Source organism: Geobacillus sp. C56-T3 (genome assembly GCF_000092445.1).
Classification (GTDB): Bacteria; Bacillota; Bacilli; order Bacillales; family Anoxybacillaceae; genus Geobacillus; species Geobacillus thermoleovorans.
In genome coordinates this window covers 2,339,351-2,356,960 of the sequence record NC_014206.1, presented here as the reverse complement: position 1 = coordinate 2,356,960, position 17,610 = coordinate 2,339,351, and the positions used below count along the sequence as shown (strand labels likewise).

General features: G+C 56.0%; 17 protein-coding genes. 15 read left to right on the top strand and 2 right to left on the bottom strand.

What is annotated here, in order from left to right; all coding sequences use genetic code 11:
* The first annotated feature begins 23 nt into the window (after positions 1–23).
* The 7 genes from GC56T3_RS11650 to GC56T3_RS11620 all read left to right on the top strand — a co-directional run bounded on the left by GC56T3_RS11650 (position 24) and on the right by GC56T3_RS11620 (position 7,723).
* Complete coding sequence (locus GC56T3_RS11650; RefSeq protein WP_011230815.1) at positions 24–1,169, top strand: acyl-CoA dehydrogenase family protein; 1,146 nt, start codon at positions 24–26, stop codon at positions 1,167–1,169.
* Between the two features lie 14 nt (positions 1,170–1,183).
* Positions 1,184–2,257, top strand: coding sequence for a CaiB/BaiF CoA-transferase family protein (locus GC56T3_RS11645; RefSeq protein ID WP_011230816.1), 1,074 nt, complete (start codon positions 1,184–1,186; stop codon positions 2,255–2,257).
* A 3-nt stretch (positions 2,258–2,260) separates the two neighbouring features.
* The gene (locus tag GC56T3_RS11640) at positions 2,261–3,880 is read left to right on the top strand and encodes a long-chain fatty acid--CoA ligase (RefSeq protein ID WP_013145692.1); all 1,620 of its coding nucleotides are present in this window, start codon (positions 2,261–2,263) and stop codon (positions 3,878–3,880) included.
* Positions 3,881–3,894: 14 nt separating this feature from the next.
* Positions 3,895–4,746 carry a 3-hydroxyacyl-CoA dehydrogenase family protein gene (locus tag GC56T3_RS11635; protein ID WP_013145691.1) on the top strand — a complete coding sequence of 284 codons (852 nt, stop codon included), beginning with the start codon at positions 3,895–3,897 and terminating at the stop codon, positions 4,744–4,746.
* A gap of 128 nt (positions 4,747–4,874) precedes the next feature.
* Positions 4,875–6,026, top strand: a complete 1,152-nt coding sequence (locus GC56T3_RS11630) for a thiolase family protein (RefSeq protein WP_013145690.1) — start codon at positions 4,875–4,877, stop codon at positions 6,024–6,026.
* A 149-nt stretch (positions 6,027–6,175) separates the two neighbouring features.
* On the top strand, positions 6,176–6,745 hold the full coding sequence (locus GC56T3_RS11625) for a Uma2 family endonuclease (protein ID WP_013145689.1): 570 nt from the start codon (positions 6,176–6,178) through the stop codon (positions 6,743–6,745).
* A gap of 99 nt (positions 6,746–6,844) precedes the next feature.
* Positions 6,845–7,723: a DMT family transporter gene (locus GC56T3_RS11620; protein WP_013145688.1), complete on the top strand. Its 879-nt coding sequence runs from the start codon at positions 6,845–6,847 to the stop codon at positions 7,721–7,723.
* Positions 7,724–8,162: 439 nt separating this feature from the next.
* Here the strand turns inward: GC56T3_RS11620 and GC56T3_RS11615 are convergent, their stop codons facing one another.
* Positions 8,163–8,780: a trimeric intracellular cation channel family protein gene (locus GC56T3_RS11615; protein ID WP_013145687.1), complete on the bottom strand. Its 618-nt coding sequence runs from the start codon at positions 8,778–8,780 to the stop codon at positions 8,163–8,165.
* 160 nt (positions 8,781–8,940) lie between these two features.
* Between GC56T3_RS11615 and hflX the strand changes: the two genes are divergently transcribed.
* The 4 genes from hflX to glnA all read left to right on the top strand — a co-directional run bounded on the left by hflX (position 8,941) and on the right by glnA (position 13,325).
* Entirely contained in the window at positions 8,941–10,188 is a 1,248-nt protein-coding gene (gene hflX, locus GC56T3_RS11610; RefSeq protein WP_013145686.1) for a GTPase HflX, read from the top strand.
* A gap of 13 nt (positions 10,189–10,201) precedes the next feature.
* Positions 10,202–11,473 (top strand): methionine gamma-lyase family protein, encoded by a 1,272-nt coding sequence (locus GC56T3_RS11605; RefSeq protein WP_011230824.1) that lies wholly within the window; start codon positions 10,202–10,204, stop codon positions 11,471–11,473.
* Between the two features lie 76 nt (positions 11,474–11,549).
* Positions 11,550–11,951 carry a MerR family transcriptional regulator gene (locus tag GC56T3_RS11600; RefSeq protein WP_011230825.1) on the top strand — a complete coding sequence of 134 codons (402 nt, stop codon included), beginning with the start codon at positions 11,550–11,552 and terminating at the stop codon, positions 11,949–11,951.
* A 39-nt stretch (positions 11,952–11,990) separates the two neighbouring features.
* Positions 11,991–13,325 carry a type I glutamate--ammonia ligase gene (gene glnA, locus GC56T3_RS11595; RefSeq protein ID WP_013145685.1) on the top strand — a complete coding sequence of 445 codons (1,335 nt, stop codon included), beginning with the start codon at positions 11,991–11,993 and terminating at the stop codon, positions 13,323–13,325.
* A 63-nt stretch (positions 13,326–13,388) separates the two neighbouring features.
* On the opposite strand, the gene lexA is transcribed toward glnA, so the two are convergent.
* A complete protein-coding gene (gene lexA, locus GC56T3_RS11590; protein ID WP_011230827.1) occupies positions 13,389–14,012 on the bottom strand; it encodes a transcriptional repressor LexA in 624 nt (207 codons plus the stop codon).
* A gap of 151 nt (positions 14,013–14,163) precedes the next feature.
* Here lexA and yneA point away from each other — a divergent pair, with 151 nt between their 5' ends.
* The 4 genes from yneA to tkt all read left to right on the top strand — a co-directional run bounded on the left by yneA (position 14,164) and on the right by tkt (position 17,608).
* Complete coding sequence (gene yneA, locus GC56T3_RS11585; RefSeq protein WP_013145684.1) at positions 14,164–14,469, top strand: cell division suppressor protein YneA; 306 nt, start codon at positions 14,164–14,166, stop codon at positions 14,467–14,469.
* Between the two features lie 19 nt (positions 14,470–14,488).
* On the top strand, positions 14,489–15,142 hold the full coding sequence (locus GC56T3_RS11580; RefSeq protein ID WP_013145683.1) for a recombinase family protein: 654 nt from the start codon (positions 14,489–14,491) through the stop codon (positions 15,140–15,142).
* 129 nt (positions 15,143–15,271) lie between these two features.
* Positions 15,272–15,502: a DUF896 domain-containing protein gene (locus tag GC56T3_RS11575; RefSeq protein ID WP_013145682.1), complete on the top strand. Its 231-nt coding sequence runs from the start codon at positions 15,272–15,274 to the stop codon at positions 15,500–15,502.
* Positions 15,503–15,601: 99 nt separating this feature from the next.
* On the top strand, positions 15,602–17,608 hold the full coding sequence (gene tkt, locus GC56T3_RS11570) for a transketolase (protein ID WP_013145681.1): 2,007 nt from the start codon (positions 15,602–15,604) through the stop codon (positions 17,606–17,608).
* The last annotated feature ends 2 nt before the right edge of the window (positions 17,609–17,610 follow it).

Below are 17,610 nucleotides of genomic sequence, written 5' to 3'. Positions count from 1 at the left end.
GAACAGAAGAGAGGGATGAACGGGTGACGGCTCGCTATTTGCGTGAGGAGCACCATATGTTCCGCGCGGCGTTTCGCAAGTTTTTGGAAAAAGAAGCGTACCCGCATTATAACGATTGGGAGAAGCGCGGCATCATTCCGCGTTCGTTTTGGGCGAAGATGGGCGAGAACGGCTTTCTTTGCCCGTGGGTCGATGAGAAGTATGGGGGTCTAAACGCCGATTTTGCCTATTCGGTTGTCATTAACGAAGAACTAGAAAAAGTCGGATCGAGCCTCGTCGGCATCGGCCTGCACAACGACATCGTCACGCCGTATATCGCATCGTACGGAACCGAGGAGCAAAAACAAAAATGGCTGCCAAAATGCGTCACCGGCGAGCTCATCACGGCGATCGCCATGACCGAGCCGGGGGCGGGTTCGGATTTGGCCAACATTTCGACAACGGCAGTAAAAGACGGTGACTACTACATCGTCAACGGACAAAAAACGTTTATCACGAACGGCATTCATGCCGACTTGATCGTCGTCGCCTGCAAAACCGACCCGCAGGCAAAGCCGCCGCACCGCGGCATCAGCCTGCTCGTCGTGGAGCGGGATACGCCGGGGTTTACGCGCGGTCGGAAGCTCGAGAAAGTCGGGCTGCACGCCCAAGATACCGCCGAACTGTTTTTCCAAGATGCGAAAGTGCCAGCATATAATTTGCTCGGCGAGGAAGGAAAAGGTTTTTACTATTTGATGGAAAAGCTCCAGCAGGAGCGGCTCGTTGTCGCCATTGCCGCACAAACGGCGGCGGAAGTGATGTTTTCCTTGACGAAGCAATATGTCAAACAGCGCACGGCGTTCGGCAAACGGGTGAGCGAGTTTCAGACCGTCCAGTTCCGCCTTGCCGAGATGGCGACGGAAATCGCCCTTGGCCGCACGTTTGTCGACCGCGTCATTGAAGAGCATATGGCGGGAAAACAGATCGTCACGGAAGTGTCGATGGCGAAATGGTGGATTACCGAGATGGCAAAACGTGTCGCGGCCGAGGCGATGCAGCTGCACGGCGGTTATGGTTATATGGAAGAATATGAGATCGCCCGGCGCTATCGCGACATTCCCGTAAGCGCCATTTACGCTGGGACGAACGAGATGATGAAAACAATCATCGCCCGGCAGCTAGATTTGTAGAGAGAGGGAAAGATATGCTTCGTGGCATTGTAGTCGTTGATTTTTCCCATTACTTGCCGGGCCCATTTGCCAGCTGGCGGCTCGCCCAGCTCGGAGCGGAAGTCATCAAAATTGAGCCGCCGTCCGGCGATCGGCTGCGCCCGTTCGCCGAGGGCCGGTTGTTTGCCGCCTATAACGCCGGCAAAAAAAGCATCGGGTTGGATTTAAAAACGGACGCGGGTCGCGAGCAAGCCCGGCGGCTCGCCGCCCGCGCCGATGTAGTGATCGAAAGCTTCCGCCCCGGGGTGATGGCGCGGCTTGGGCTCGGTTATGACGATATGTGCCGCATGAACGAACAAATCATCTATTGCTCGATCAGCGGCTTCGGTCAACAGAGCAGCCGCTCATTGCTTGGCAGCCATGATTTAAACTATATGGCGCTCTCCGGCTTGCTTGCGCAGCTGGCCGATGAACGCGGCCGCCCGGTTCATCCGAAGATCACGCTTGCCGATTTTATCGGCGGCATGGCGGCGGCCGAGCGCATTTTGGCTGCCCTCTTTGCACGCGAGCGAACCGGCAAAGGCGCCCATCTTGATGTTTCGCTTGTCGATGGCTTGGCAGCGATGATGGCTGGCCATTTTGCCATTGAACACGGCGGTGGGCCGAAGACCGGTCTTTCCGAGTTGTCTGGGGAGGTGGTGTGCTACCAGCTGTATGAGACAAAAGACGGCCGTTATATGAGTTTAGCGGCGCTCGAGCCGCACTTTTGGCAGCGGTTTTGCGAGGCGGTCGGCCATCCGGAATGGACGGAGGCGCAATGGGCGCCGGCGCGATCGGGGGAAGCCGTATATGACGAGCTCGCCGCCTTGTTCCGTGAAAAGACATTGGATGAGTGGAGCGCGTTCGCCGAAGCGGTCGACGTCTGCCTTGCCCCGGTGCTGGAGACGGGTGAGGCGAAGGCGCTGTTTGCTGACAGCCGGCTCCGCCATCTCGTTCGGCTGCAGCCGGGCGGCGCATGGACGGCCGCACATGGGCCGGACGGCCAATGGGGCGGCGGGGAGCCGCCTAAAGTCAATGAACATGCGCATTTGGTAAAGGGGGAGGAATGACCGATGATGAAAACACCGTTAAACATTTCCATGATGCTTGAGCGGGCGGAGTTGTTTTTCCCAAAAAAGCAAGTCGTTTCGCGCATGAAAGGAGGCGTCGTCCGCCATACATACAAGGAGATCGGCGAGCGGACGCGCAGGCTGTCAAGCGTGTTGAAGCGGCTCGGGGTGGAAGTCGGCGACCGCGTTGGCACGTTCGCTTGGAACCATCACCGCCATTTGGAAGCGTATTTTGCCATTCCCGGCATCGGGGCGGTGCTCCATACGATCAACATCCGCCTCTCGCCGCAGCATATCTCTTACATCATCAACCACGCCGATGACCGTGTGCTGCTGATCGATGATGATTTGCTGCCGGCAATTGAAGCGATCAAGGACGAGATCCCGAATGTACGCGCTTTCATCGTCATGACCGATGCCGACGAGCTGCCGGAAACGACGCTTTCTCCGGTGTACCATTACGAGAAACTGCTTGCCGAGGGCGATCCAACATTTCCGTTCTTGAAAGACCTCGATGAATACCAACCGGCTGGCATGTGCTATACGTCGGCGACAACGGGAAATCCAAAAGGGGTTGTGTATACGCACCGCAGCACCGTCTTGCACGCGATGGCGTTAGGGCTGGCTGATACGCAAGGGTTATGCGAGCGCGATGTCGTCATGCCGGTCGTACCGATGTTCCATGTCAACGCGTGGGGGCTGCCGTTTGCCGCCACTTGGTTCGGTTCGACGATCGTTATGCCGGGACCGGCGTTTACGCCGAAAGTGCTTGCCGAGCTGATTGACGCCGAACGGGTGACGATCACCGCCGGCGTGCCGACGATTTGGCTCGGGCTGTTGCAAGAGTTGGAGAAAGGAAACTATGACGTCAGCAGCCTGACGCGTGTCATTTGCGGCGGTTCAGCCGCGCCGAAAGGGATCATCCGTGCGTTTGAAGAAAAATACGGCATTCCGTTCATTCACGCGTACGGCATGACGGAAACGAGCCCGCTTGTGCTTGTCTCACGCCCGAAAAGCTATCAAGACGGGCTGTCGTACGAGGAGAAACTGGACATTCGCGCCAAGCAAGGGCTGCTTGCGCCGGGGCTTGAGATGAAAGTGATCGGCCAAAACGGGCCGGTTCGCTGGGACGGCCAGGAAATGGGCGAGCTTTGCTTGCGCGGTCCGTGGATTGCGGCCGAGTATTACAACGATGAGAGAACGAACGAAGCATTTCGCGATGGCTGGCTCCATACCGGCGATGTCGTCACCGTGGACGAAGAAGGGTTTGTGAAAATTGTCGACCGGACGAAGGATGTCATTAAAAGCGGCGGCGAATGGATTTCATCGGTTGATTTGGAGAATGCGCTTATGGCCCATGAGGCGGTGTTCGAAGCGGCGGTCGTCGCTGTGCCGCATCCGAAATGGCAAGAGCGCCCGATTGCCTGCGTCGTGCTGAAAGAAGGCAAAAGCGTGACAAAAGAAGAGCTGTACGACTTTTTGCGCCCGCAATTTACAAAATGGTGGCTGCCGGATGACATTGTGTTTCTCGATGAAATTCCGAAAACGAGCGTCGGCAAGTTTTTAAAGAGAAAACTGCGCGATGAGATGGCAGCGCGCTATGCCGATGCGGCGAAGGAGTAAAGGAGGCGGACACCGTGGCAGACACAATTGCGGTCATTGGCGCCGGGGTGATGGGAAGCGGCATCGCGCAAACGGCGGCGATGGCGGGAAAAACGGTGTATTTATATGACGTGTCCGAAGCGGCCTTGCAAAATGGGCTCGCTTCGGCGGAAAAAAGCTTGCGCCGCTTTGTCAAAACCGGCGGGCTGTCCGAGCCGGAAGCGCGAGCGGCGCTCGGGCGCATCCGCTCGACCGTCGATTTGGCCGAAGCGGTGCGCGGGGCGGATGTCGTCATCGAAGCCGTGCCGGAAAACTTGGCGCTGAAAAAAGACGTGTTTCAGCAGCTTGATCAACTGGCGAAGCCGGACGCCATTTTAGCGACCAACACATCCGAGCTGAGCGTCACGGCGCTTGCCGCCGCGACGAAGCGGCCGGAAAACGTCATCGGCATGCATTGGTTCAATCCGGCGCCAGTGATGAAGTTGATCGAAATTGTGAAAGGTGAGACGACTTCTGACGACACAGTCGACGCCATCCGTCGGCTGTCTGTGGAGCTTGGCAAAGAAACGGTCGTCGTGAAAGACCGGCAAGGATTTGTGACGACAAGAGCGATCGCCGCTCATATGATCGAGTGCATCCGCATGTACGAAGAGGGAGTAGCCTCTGTGGAAGACATCGATAAAGCGGTGCGCCTTGGGCTCAATTACCCGATGGGTCCCTTTGAGCTCGCCGACATGGTCGGGCTTGATACGCTCCTGTTTGTGAGTGAAAACATGACGGAAGCATACGGCGACCGGTTCCGGGCGCCGCAGCTTTTGCGCAAGCTCGTTGAAGCCGGGCATTTAGGGCGGAAAACAGGGAAAGGGTTCTATACGTATGCAAAATGAACAAGCGCCTCTCACGGAGAGGTGGACAGAAACGGGCTCGTTTGGCGGCGCCGCGGTGCATCGTTGGATACAACGGTGCGGCTGCGCCGTCAAGGCGTGGCGTTGACAACATCAACAAGGAGGAGAAAATGGTGCGTGAAGCGGTGATTGTGGAAGTCGTCAGGACGCCGGTCGGCAAGCGAAACGGCGTCTTCCGGGATGTTCATCCGGTGCATCTTGCCGCGGTGGTGCTCGATGAAGTCGTGCGCCGGGCGGGCATTGAGAAACGGATGGTCGAAGACATCGTCATGGGCTGCGTGACGCCGATCGCCGAACAAGGGTACAACATCGGCCGGCTGGCGGCGCTCGAGGCCGGATTCCCGATTGAAGTGCCGGCCGTGCAAATCAACCGAATGTGCGGCTCGGGGCAGCAGGCGATTCATTTCGCCGCCCAGGAAATCCGCTCTGGCGATATGGATGTCACGATCGCCGCCGGAGTCGAAAGCATGACGAAAGTGCCGATTTTAAGCGATGGCAACGAGCAGACGATTCCGCCGTCGCTTCATGAAAAATACGAATTCATCCACCAGGGCGTCTCGGCTGAGCGGATCGCCAAAAAATACGGCCTGACGCGCGCGGAGCTGGATGCCTACGCGTACGAAAGCCATCAACGCGCCTTGGCCGCCTTGCGCGAGGGGAAATTTCGCGCCGAAATCGTTCCGGTGAAAGGGCTTGACCGCGATGGCCGCGAAATCCTTGTCACCGATGATGAAGGGCCGCGGGCCGATACATCACCGGAAGCGCTCGCCGCGCTCAAGCCGGTGTTTCAAGAAGACGGCGTCATCACCGCCGGCAATGCGAGCCAAATGAGCGACGGGGCGGCCGCTGTGCTTTTGATGGAACGGGAGGCGGCGAGGCGGTTCGGACTGAAGCCGAAAGCGCGCATTGTCGCGCAAACGGTCGTCGGCTCCGACCCAACGTATATGCTGGATGGCGTCATCCCGGCGACGAGGCAAGTATTGAAAAAAGCCGGCCTCACGATCGACGACATCGACCTTATTGAAATCAATGAAGCGTTCGCCCCGGTCGTGCTCGCTTGGCAAAAGGAAATCGGCGCTCCGCTTGAGAAGGTGAATGTCAACGGCGGCGCCATTGCGCTTGGCCATCCGCTCGGCGCCACCGGTGCGAAGCTCATGACATCGCTCGTTCACGAACTGGAACGGCGCGGCGGCCGCTATGGGCTATTGACGATTTGCATCGGCCACGGGATGGCGACGGCGACGATCATCGAACGGGAGTAAGGGCAACGTGCGGAAAAACATTTGTGTGACACACGCTCGACAGCGGGGGCGCCCGCTGTTTTTTCTTTCGTGACGGGAACATAAAAGTATGGGACGGAGCCAGTGCCGTGTGATAAGATGAAAGAAAAGAAAGTGAAAGGGGAAGCGCAGTGCAGAAGGAGAAGCCGTTTTACACGTATGGCGACATTCAACATTGGGAAGGGAATTGGGAACTGATCGATGGCGTTCCCTATTTATTGGCGTCTCCGTCGTTTGAGCACCAGTATGTGGTCGGACAACTGCACCTTGCATTGGCTTCGCATTTTCAGGCGCGTGGCTGTCATGTCATTCTGGCCCCGTTTGATGTTCAGCTTGATCCTGAGGAGCCGGAACGGATGGCGAAAACGGTTGTTCAGCCGGATTTATCAGTCGTTTGTCGGGTGGAGCGAATCGGGAATCGGCGAATGAAGGGGGCTCCCGATCTCGTTGTGGAAGTGCTGTCACCAAGCACCGCTCTACGCGATCGAAACCAGAAATACTATTTATACGAAAAATATGGTGTGCATGAATATTGGATGGTAGACCCCAGCAATCGAACGATCGAAGTGCTCAGCTGGCAAGATGGACGATTCGAGCAGCGAGCGGTTTTTGGGCCAAGCGATGAGTTGGTTTCTTTTTGGCAACCGGATTTGACGGTTTCGCTCGCCCCCGTGTTTCCTCCGGAAGAAAGCGATGTGTAGCTGATGGAGAACAGCCTTGTTTGACTGCCATCTCTGGAAATAACGGCTTCGCCTTTGATGTCAGCAGCAGAAAGAAGAACGCATAGGGGGATCGATGCCATGAAACAACCTGTTCTCGCTTCCTTGTGTTTATCGCTTGCTGCCAGCATTTGGGGCGGGATGTACGTCGTGAGCAAATACGTGTTGGACTACATTCCGCCGTTTACGCTCGTCTGGCTGCGCTACGCCGTTGCCTTGATTGTGCTCGGTGCCATCGCCGCGATGAAACGTGAGCGCCCGCCGAAAAACGGGCGTGATTGGGGAATGGTCATCGCGATCGGAATCATCGGCTACGTCGTTTCTATTTCCTTGCAGTTTGTCGGCACGAAATGGTCGAACGCCCATACTGCTTCGCTCATTACCGCCTCAACGCCGGCGTTTGTCGTCTTGTTTGCCCGCTGGCTGCTTGGCGAGGCGCTTACATGGCGGAAAATGGCCGCGCTGCTACTGGCGACAGCGGGTGTCATCGTCATCGTTGGCCTCGGGGGCAGCGGGGAGTCGACGTTCGCTGGAAATATGGCGTTAGTCGGCGCGGCGATCACTTGGGCGCTGTTGTCGGTGCTTGTGAAAATCGCTTCGGGCCGCCTGTCCGTGCTTTCGGTCACTACGTATGCTATTTTTGTGGCATTCATTGGCATGACCCCGATGATGTTCGCCGAAGGGCCAGGGCTTGCCGCGAGCCATTGGAGCGTTCCCGTCGCCCTTGGAGTGTTGTATCTTGGCGTTGTATCGACGGCGGGGGCATTTTTTCTTTGGAACAAAGGGATGGAAATGATCGACGCCGGCGTCGGCTCGCTCTTTTTCTTTTTCCAGCCGCTTGTCGGCTCGCTCTTTGGCTGGCTGCTGTTGCATGAGGAGCTCACCGCCTCGTTTTGGCTTGGTGGGGCGCTGATCGTTGCTGGGGTGGTCGTGGCGGTGCGAAGCGGGCAAAGCGCGTAAAGGAAAGCGTCAGCAAACTATATAGATGCAACGAAGAAGTTTAACATATCCTTGACGGAAAAGCGGTTTTCCCCTTTTCGACTGTCGGAGGAAAGCCACAGGCTTCTCCGTCACGCCTTGGCGTGACGGAGGACCGAACAACCGCCTGCTTCACAGACCCATATATGGGTCTTTAAGCGGCGTTGTTCGGTCACTCGACAGTCGGATGAAATGACCGGTAAAAAAGAAAAATGGCAAAGCTTTAAATTGCATCTATATAAGTTGAAACTTTGTTTTACATCCAGTAGAGCGCCCGCTGCATTCTATCAAAATGACTTGTTATGAAGGAAAACAGAATCGAACAATCGGAAAATCTTTATTGCAACTTATATATATAAAAGCGAGGAGCCGTCTATCTTTTCGTACGAATCAATGAGTAGATGTTGTTTTTGCCGTTTGATCATTGCTCGCCCGCTTTTTCTCCAACCGCCCGCCGCGGCAGCTTCCAACCGTATGTGTACGACAAAATGCGGAGGGCGGCGACGACAATAAACAACACATACAGCTCCATGGGCGATTCGGCCCATTTCAGCCCAACGGCGAGGCCGGCGAGAATGGCCCAGGCGGCATAAATTTCTGCGCGCAACACGAGCGGCTTTCTTCCCGCCAACACGTCACGGATCATGCCGCCGCCGCTTCCGGTCAACACCGCGGCGACGATGACCGCGCTTAATGGATGCCCCATGTTTGCCGCGTACAGCGCTCCTTGAATGGCGAACGCGGACAACCCAAGGGCGTCAAAAAAGTTGCCCCACCGCTTCCACGGCGGCAGCATTTGCTTTGGGAACAAATACACAACTGTCATGGCCGCCAAAGCGACAAGAAAGAGCGGCTGCTGTCCCCATAACGCCGACACGGGAACCCCGATCAGCAAATTGCGCACCGCCCCGCCGCCAAAAGCGGTGACAATCCCTAAAATGTACACCCCAAGCAAATCGTACTCCTCTTCCATCGCGACGATCGCCCCGCTAATGGCAAAGGCGATCGTGCCGATGATGCTCAATACTTCCCACGTCATTCGTGCTGTTCCTTTCCGTGCGGTGTTCTTGTATCATTGTAGGGGCAAAAGCGGCGGAAAATCAATCGTTTTTTTGGAACGAACTAGCAGACCGACGGTGGGATTTGGTATCATGAACGTAGAGAACATGTTCGCCGCGAGGGAAAGGAAGGGGGATGCCATGAGCCGTGAACAAGCGATCCTTGTCGGCTGCCAGCTCGCTGGTGTCGATGATGAACGGTTTCGCTATTCGATGGAGGAGCTCGTTTCGCTCGTTGCGACGGCGAACGGCGAGGTTGTGGCAGAGGTGACGCAAAAACGTGAAGCGCCGCACCCGGCGACGTATATCGGCAAAGGGAAAACGGAAGAGCTCGCCGCCATAGTCAAGCAGCTGGAACCGGACGTGGTTATTTTCAACAGCGAGCTCTCTCCAAGCCAAGCGCGCAATTTGACGAAAATGCTTGGCGAGGTGAAAGTGATTGACCGGACGCAGCTCATTTTAGACATTTTTGCAAGGCGCGCCCGCTCAAAAGAAGGAAAGCTGCAAGTCGAGCTCGCCCAGCTGGAGTATATGTTGCCGCGCCTTAGCGGTCAAGGAGAGGCGCTATCCCGCTTGGGCGGCGGCATCGGCACGCGCGGCCCGGGGGAGACGAAGCTCGAGACCGACCGCCGCCATATTCGCCGCCGCATTGACGACATTAAAGCTGAGCTTGTGCGCATTGCTGAGCATCGAGGGCGGTACCGCGAGCGCCGGCAAAAAAACCAAGCGTTTCAAGTGGCGCTCGTCGGCTATACAAACGCCGGCAAATCAACGATTTTCAATCGGCTGACCGCCGCCGATTCGTTGGAAGAAAACTTGTTGTTTGCCACGCTCGACCCGTTGACGCGCAAATGTGTCTTGCCATGCGGCTACACGGTGCTTGTCACCGATACGGTCGGGTTCATTCAAGACTTGCCGACGACGCTTGTCGCCGCGTTCCGCTCGACGCTCGAGGAAGTGACGGAAGCCGATCTATTGCTTCACGTCGTCGATTCGTCTCATCCGGATTACGTTGCGCACGAGCGAACGGTGTCGCGGCTGCTCGCTGAATTAGGGGCTTCTTCCATTCCGATGGTCACGGTGTACAATAAAAGCGATCAAAAAGCGTCGGAATTCATTCCGACAACGACTGCTTCCATCATGATCAGCGCGCTTTCCGCCGCCGACATTGACCGGCTCCGCTATTTTCTTGAAGAGGCGGTGAAACAGCAAATGGCCCGTTACGACGTGTCGATCCCAAGCGGTGAAGGAAAATTGCTCGCTCGGTTAAAATCGGACACCATTTTGCACGAATGGCATTATAATGAACAGGGAGGCACGTACGACTGCCAAGGGTACGTGCTGCCGACGCACCCCTTGTATGGGGAGCTGCAATCATTCCAACGGTAGAAAGGGTTCATCTATGTTTTGGACACAATGGAGACACGGAGAAACCATCGCTCTTCTCATCGAGGAAATCGAAGCACAAATCGCGCCGATTCACCGCCGCATCGATGAACTGGTCGACGTCAACCAATACCGCGTGCTTGAGAGCTTCCGTCGCCATCAAGTGAGCGACGCCCACTTCATCCCGTCAACCGGTTATGGGTATGACGATGCGGGCCGCGATACGCTCGATCGCATTTTCGCTGATGTGTTTGGAGCGGAAGCGGGGCTTGTGCGCCCGCAAATCATTTCCGGCACGCACGCGATTGCGATCGCGCTGTTTGGCGTGTTGCGCCCGGGCGATGAATTGCTTTACATCACGGGCGCTCCGTACGATACGCTTGAGGAAATCGTAGGCGTCCGCGGCCGCGGCGTCGGCTCGCTGAAAGAGTTTGGCATTCGTTATCGCAGCGTGCCGCTCACAGCAGAAGGGATGGTCGATTTTCCGGCCGTTCGCGAAGCGATCCATGAGCGGACGAAAATGATCGGCATTCAACGTTCGCGCGGCTATGCGGACCGGCCGTCGTTTACTGTCGAAGAGATCGGCGACATGATTGCATTCGTCAAGTCGATCAAACCGGATGTCGTCGTGTTTGTCGACAATTGCTACGGAGAATTCGTCGAGGAGAAAGAGCCATGCCATGTCGGCGCCGATTTGATGGCCGGCTCGCTCATTAAAAACCCGGGAGGGGGCTTGGCGAAAACGGGAGGCTACATTGTCGGCAAACGGGAATATGTGGAGGCGTGCGCCTATCGGATGACCTCGCCGGGCATTGGAGCGGAAGTCGGTCCGTCGCTTTACAGCTTGCCGGATATGTATCAAGGCTTTTTCCTTGCGCCGCACACCGTGGGCCAGGCGCTCAAGGGGGCGGTTTTTACAGCGGCGATGCTCGAGCGGATCGGACTAAAAACCTCGCCATCGTGGAAGGCGAAGCGCACGGATTTGGTTCAGTCCGTCCGTTTTGACGATCCGGAACAAATGGTGGCGTTTTGCCAAGCGATTCAGGCTTCCTCCCCGGTCAACGCTCATTTCACTCCGTATCCGAGCGACATGCCCGGCTATGAAGACAAAGTGATCATGGCCGCCGGCACGTTCGTCCAAGGGGCAAGCATTGAGTTGACGGCCGACGGGCCGTTGCGCCCCCCGTATGTCGCGTATGTGCAAGGCGGATTGACGTATTCGCATGTGAAAATCGCCGTCTGTTCCGCCATTCAGCGTTTGCTTGAACAGCGGTTGATTTGTTTGTGAGGAAACGTCACGTTTCATTGACTCATTTCCTAACATTATGGTAAAATAAAGGTATCAAAAGCGAGGAGGAATTGGCATGAGCAGCCAAATTCGTCGTTCCATGCCATTGTTTCCGATTGGGATCGTGATGCAGCTGACCGACTTGTCGGCTCGGCAAATCCGCTATTATGAAGAGCACGGCCTCGTTTCGCCAGCGCGCACCGAAGGCAACCGGAGGCTGTTTTCGCTCAATGACATTGACCGCTTGCTGGAAATTAAAGATTTGATCGACCAAGGCGTCAACTTGGCGGGCATTAAGCAAATTTTTGCCGCGCGGGAGGAAGGACGCCACCAGCAGGCGGAGAAAGTCGAAAAAGTAGGAAAACCGAAGCTGTCGGACGAAGAACTGCGCGAAATTTTGCGGAATGAATTGCTGCAGGCCGGGCGGTTCCAGCGCGCATCGCTTCGCCAAGGAGATCTCGCTCGCTTCTTTCATTAATGACGGAAAATGATTTCCGAGCCGGGGAGGAGTTTGGACATGGCAAAATATACGCGTGACGACATTCTACACATCGTCAAAGAGGAAAATGTCAAGTACATCCGCCTGCAATTCACCGATATTTTGGGCACGATCAAAAACGTCGAAATTCCGATCAGCCAGCTGGAGAAAGCGCTTAATAACAAAATTATGTTTGACGGGTCGTCGATCGAAGGATTTGTCCGCATCGAAGAGTCGGATATGTATTTGTATCCGGACTTGGATACGTTCGTCATTTTCCCGTGGACTTCAGAAAAAGGAAAAGTCGCCCGCTTTATCTGCGACATTTACAACCCGGACGGCACGCCGTTTGAAGGCTGTCCGCGCTATAACTTGAAGCGGATGCTGAAAGAGATGGAGGCGCTTGGCTTCAACGCCTTTAACTTAGGAGCTGAGCCTGAATTCTTCCTTTTCAAGCTTGACGAAAAAGGACACCCGACGATGGAGCTGAACGATCGCGGCGGCTATTTCGATTTGGCGCCGACCGATCTTGGGGAAAACTGCCGGCGCGACATTGTGCTCGAGCTTGAGGAAATGGGGTTTGAAATCGAAGCGTCCCATCATGAAGTCGCCCCGGGCCAGCATGAGATCGATTTTAAATACGCCCATGCGATTAAAGCGTGCGACGACATTCAAACGTTTAAGCTCGTCGTCAAAACGATCGCCCGCAAACATGGATTGCATGCGACCTTTATGCCGAAGCCGATTTTTGGGATTAACGGTTCAGGAATGCATTGCAACCTGTCGCTGTTCCGCAACGGTGAAAACGCCTTTTTCGATCCGAACGGCGACTTGCAGTTGAGCGATACGGCGCGGCAGTTTATCGCCGGTGTGCTGAAGCATGCGCCGAACTTTACGGCGGTGACGAACCCGACCGTCAACTCGTACAAGCGGCTTGTTCCAGGCTATGAAGCGCCGTGCTACGTCGCTTGGTCGGCGCGCAACCGCAGCCCGCTCATCCGCATTCCAGCTTCGCGCGGCATGAGCACGCGCATTGAGGTGCGCAGCGTTGACCCGTCGGCCAACCCATACTTGGCCATGGCGGTGCTTTTAGCCGCTGGGCTTGACGGCATTCGCAACAAGCTCACTCCTCCGGCGCCAGTGGATCGAAACATTTACGTCATGACGAAAGAAGAACGGCTCGAAGAAGGCATTGTCGATTTGCCGGCAACGCTGCATGAAGCGTTGGAAAACTTGAAGTCCGATGAAGTGATGATTCACGCGCTCGGCAAACATTTATTCGAGCATTTCGTCGAAGCGAAAGAAATTGAGTGGGATATGTATCGGACAACGGTTCATCAATGGGAATTGGACCAATATATGGAACTCTACTGATTCATAAAAAAGCTGCCCCGTTTTTTTCAGGGCAGCTTTTTTATGGGCGCAGGCCGGCACGAGTCAGTCGAACAGGCGATAGACGCCGATCACTTTGCCGAGAATCGTGCAGTCGCGGACGATGATCGGCTCAAGATGGGCGTTTTCCGGCTGCAGGCGGATGTGGTCTTTTTCCTTGAAAAACCGCTTCACCGTCGCCTCGTTGTCTTCCGTCATGGCGACGACGATGTCGCCGTTGTTGGCCGATGACTGCTGGCGGACGATGACGTAGTCGCCGTCGAGAATGCCGGCTTCGATCATGCTGTCGCCCATCACTTCAAGCATAAACAGCTGCTCCTCGCCGGCGGCGAGCCGCTTCGGCAGCGGAAAGTAGCCTTCGATGTTTTCCACCGCTGTAATCGGTTGGCCGGCCGTCACCTTGCCGATGATCGGCACCGAGATGATCTCCTCTTTTTCTCTCTCCTTGGCCATATCGTTGTCCAAAATTTCAATGGCGCGCGGCTTTGTCGGGTCGCGGCGGATGTACCCTTTGCTTTCTAGGCGCGCGAGATGCCCGTGGACCGTCGAACTTGACGCCAGTCCAACCGCTTCCCCAATTTCCCGCACCGACGGAGGATAGCCTTTTGTTTTTACTTCCTGTTTAATAAACTCTAAAATTTGCTGTTGTCGTTTTGACAGTTTCGTCATTGTTTCACACCTCTCGCCACATCATTTGCCTTCATTATACCATGTGGAAGACGAAAAAACAAACATAAGTTCGAGTTTTTTATTGACACAAACAAATGTTCCTGGCTATAATGAAGGAAAGCGAACAAACATTCTGGAAAGGGTGGGGAGAATGGGGAAAACGTTGCTGCACTATGTTTTGTTTTCATTTTTGTTTGCGCTCGTGTTGGCAGGGTTCGTTTACGCCAGCAACCCGGTCGATAAAAAAGAATACGTGACGATCACGGTCGCTCCCGGCGATACGCTTTGGGGGCTGGCAAAACAGTACGAACAGGAACACCATATGCCGCCTGATGAGTTCATCCGCTGGGTCGTCGATTTCAACCATTTGCCGAGCCCGCGTCTTGCCGCCGGTGAACAAATTGTCATTCCTGTGTTAAAATCAAAGCAGGGCGGCTCGGTGGCCGTCAATCAGTGATGGAAAGAAGGGATTGGCCATGAGGGCGGTCATTTACTGCCGAGTCAGCACGGACAAAGCTGAACAGGAAACGTCGCTCGCGAGGCAACGAGATGAGCTCGAGCAGCTGGCGGCCGAGTGTGGATTTGAAGTCGTTAAAGTGATCGCCGAGCAGGCGAGCGGTTATGAAGCCGACCGCGACGGCGTGTTGGAGCTGCTTTCGCTTTGCGAGGAAGGCGAGGTCGATGTGCTGCTCATTCAAGATGAAACGCGGCTTGGGCGCGGCCATGCGCGCATGGCGGTGCTGCATTGCTTGAAAAAGCAAGGGGTGAAAATATACAGCGCCAGCCACCGCGGGGAGATGCCGCTGTCGGAGGCCGATGAGATGGTGTTATCCATCATCGCGATTGTCGAGGAGTACCAAAGAAAAATACATAACGCCAAAATTAAGCGTGGCATGCAGCGAGCCATCGCCAGCGGCTACCGACCGGAGCGGAACCTAAGGCGCCGGGGCGAAAACGCCGGGCGCGATCGAATTGATCTGCCGGTTGAGGAGATCGTCCGCTTGCGCGAGCGCGGACTGACGTTTGCCGATATCGCCGCGACGATGCGAAGCTTCGGTTACGAGGCGTCCAAGGCGACCGTCCATCGGCGTTACCAGGAATATATGGACGAGCAACAAAGGCGGCGTTGATCGTGTACTGCGCCTGACCCTAAAGCGGCGAGCGGGCAAAGGAAGCCAAGATGCCATCGTTGCCATCTTCCCGGTTGATCAGATAAGATAAAACAGAGTGAGAATATGGCAGATAGGAGAAGATGATCAATGCTTGCCAAACATAAATTAGCCCGCATCAATGAACTGGCGAAAAAAGCGAAAACGGCCGGCTTGTCGGCCGAAGAGGCCTTCGAGCAAGCGAAGCTGCGCCGTGAGTACATTCAAGCGTTCCGCAAGGCGATGACCGATATGCTCCATACAGTGACCGTCATTGACCCGAACGGCAACGACGTGACGCCGAAAAAATTAAAGGAAAGCCAGCGGCGGCGCTTCCATTAAACGGTCGAAAGAGGGGTGCCCGGAAAATAACGTTGTACAAGCCGATCGATTTTCTATATGATAGTAAATGACACCATGTTAATGAAAGGGAGGAAGACGATGGCGCATTCAATCGAGGAGTTGGCGATTACGACGATTCGAACGCTGTCGATTGACGCGATCGAAAAAGCGAAATCCGGGCACCCGGGCATGCCGATGGGCGCGGCGCCGATGGCGTACACGCTTTGGACGAAATTTATGAATCATAACCCGGCGAATCCAAACTGGTTCAACCGCGACCGGTTTGTCTTGTCAGCCGGGCACGGGTCGATGCTGCTTTACAGCTTATTGCATTTAAGCGGCTACGATGTCACGATGGATGACTTGAAGCAGTTCCGCCAATGGGGAAGCAAAACGCCGGGCCATCCGGAATACGGCCATACGCCGGGCGTGGAAGCGACGACCGGCCCACTCGGCCAAGGGATTGCGATGGCGGTCGGCATGGCGATGGCGGAACGGCATTTGGCCGCTACATACAACCGCGACGGGTTTGAGATTATCAATCATTATACGTACGCCATTTGCGGCGACGGTGATTTGATGGAAGGAGTGGCGAGCGAAGCTGCGTCACTCGCCGGCCACTTGAAGCTCGGCCGTCTGATCGTCCTGTATGACTCGAACGACATTTCGCTGGACGGGGAGCTCAACCTGTCGTTCTCGGAAAACGTCGCCCAACGTTTCCAAGCGTACGGCTGGCAATATTTGCGCGTTGAGGACGGCAACAATATTGAAGAAATCGCCAAAGCGCTCGAGGAGGCGCGGGCGGACCTCAGCCGGCCGACGCTCATTGAAGTAAAAACGACGATTGGCTACGGCGCGCCAAATAAAGCGGGCACGTCCGGCGTCCACGGCGCTCCGCTCGGCGCCCAAGAGGCGAAGCTGACGAAGGAAGCGTACCGCTGGACGTTTGCTGAAGATTTTTATGTACCGGAAGAAGTATATGCCCATTTCCGAGAAACGGTGCAAGAGGCCGGTGCGAAAAAAGAAGCGGAATGGAACGAACAGTTCGCCTCGTACGAACGGGCGCATCCGGAGCTGGCCGCCCAATTGAAGCGAGCGATCGAAGGCAAACTTCCAGATGGATGGGAAGCTTCTTTGCCGGTATACGAAGCAGGCAAAAGCTTGGCAACCCGCTCATCGTCCGGGGAAGTGATCAACGCCATCGCCAAAGCGGTGCCGCAATTGTTTGGCGGTTCGGCGGACTTGGCAAGCTCGAATAAAACGCTCATCAAAGGCGGCGGCAACTTCTTGCCGGACAGCTACGAAGGGCGCAACGTTTGGTTTGGTGTGCGCGAGTTTGCCATGGGGGCGGCGCTGAACGGCATGGCGCTTCACGGCGGGCTGAAAGTGTTCGGCGGCACGTTCTTCGTGTTCTCTGACTATTTGCGTCCGGCGATCCGCTTGGCGGCGCTGATGGGCTTGCCGGTCATCTACGTCTTGACGCACGACAGCATCGCCGTCGGCGAAGACGGCCCGACGCACGAGCCGATCGAACATCTCGCTTCGCTTCGGGCGATGCCGAACTTGTCGGTCATCCGTCCGGCTGACGCAAACGAAACGGCGGCAGCATGGCGGCTGGCGCTCGAATCGACGGACAAGCCGACTGCGCTCGTCTTGACGCGTCAAGATGTGCCGACGTTGGCGGCAACAGCTGAGTTGGCGTATGAAGGCGTGAAAAAAGGTGCGTACGTCGTTTCACCGGCGAAAAACGGCGCTCCGGAGGCGCTGTTGTTGGCGACTGGCTCGGAAGTCGGTCTGGCCGTCAAAGCGCAAGAAGCGCTTGCCGCTGAGGGCATCCATGTCTCCGTCATCAGCATGCCATCGTGGGACCGCTTCGAAGCGCAGCCAAAATCGTACCGCGATGAAGTGCTCCCGTCGGCCGTGACGAAGCGGCTCGCCATTGAAATGGGCGCGTCACTCGGTTGGGAGCGCTACGTCGGCGCCGAGGGCGACATTTTGGCCATCGACCGATTCGGTGCTTCCGCTCCGGGAGAGAAAATCATGGCCGAGTATGGCTTTACGGTTGACAACGTCGTCCGCCGCACAAAAGCGCTGCTCGGCAAGTAACC

Bases quoted from the DNA above. Each gene is read 5' to 3' on its own strand.
- GC56T3_RS11645 (WP_011230816.1), top strand. From the start codon at position 1,184: ATGCTTCGTGGCATTGTAGTCGTTGATTTTTCCCATTACTTGCCGGGC.
- GC56T3_RS11640 (WP_013145692.1), top strand. From the start codon at position 2,261: ATGATGAAAACACCGTTAAACATTTCCATGATGCTTGAGCGGGCGGAG.
- GC56T3_RS11630 (WP_013145690.1), top strand. From the start codon at position 4,875: ATGGTGCGTGAAGCGGTGATTGTGGAAGTCGTCAGGACGCCGGTCGGC.
- GC56T3_RS11620 (WP_013145688.1), top strand. From the start codon at position 6,845: ATGAAACAACCTGTTCTCGCTTCCTTGTGTTTATCGCTTGCTGCCAGC.
- GC56T3_RS11615 (WP_013145687.1), bottom strand. From the start codon at position 8,780: ATGACGTGGGAAGTATTGAGCATCATCGGCACGATCGCCTTTGCCATT.
- hflX (WP_013145686.1), top strand. From the start codon at position 8,941: ATGAGCCGTGAACAAGCGATCCTTGTCGGCTGCCAGCTCGCTGGTGTC.
- GC56T3_RS11605 (WP_011230824.1), top strand. From the start codon at position 10,202: ATGTTTTGGACACAATGGAGACACGGAGAAACCATCGCTCTTCTCATC.
- GC56T3_RS11600 (WP_011230825.1), top strand. From the start codon at position 11,550: ATGAGCAGCCAAATTCGTCGTTCCATGCCATTGTTTCCGATTGGGATC.
- glnA (WP_013145685.1), top strand. From the start codon at position 11,991: ATGGCAAAATATACGCGTGACGACATTCTACACATCGTCAAAGAGGAA.
- lexA (WP_011230827.1), bottom strand. From the start codon at position 14,012: ATGACGAAACTGTCAAAACGACAACAGCAAATTTTAGAGTTTATTAAA.
- yneA (WP_013145684.1), top strand. From the start codon at position 14,164: ATGGGGAAAACGTTGCTGCACTATGTTTTGTTTTCATTTTTGTTTGCG.
- GC56T3_RS11580 (WP_013145683.1), top strand. From the start codon at position 14,489: ATGAGGGCGGTCATTTACTGCCGAGTCAGCACGGACAAAGCTGAACAG.
- GC56T3_RS11575 (WP_013145682.1), top strand. From the start codon at position 15,272: ATGCTTGCCAAACATAAATTAGCCCGCATCAATGAACTGGCGAAAAAA.
- tkt (WP_013145681.1), top strand. From the start codon at position 15,602: ATGGCGCATTCAATCGAGGAGTTGGCGATTACGACGATTCGAACGCTG.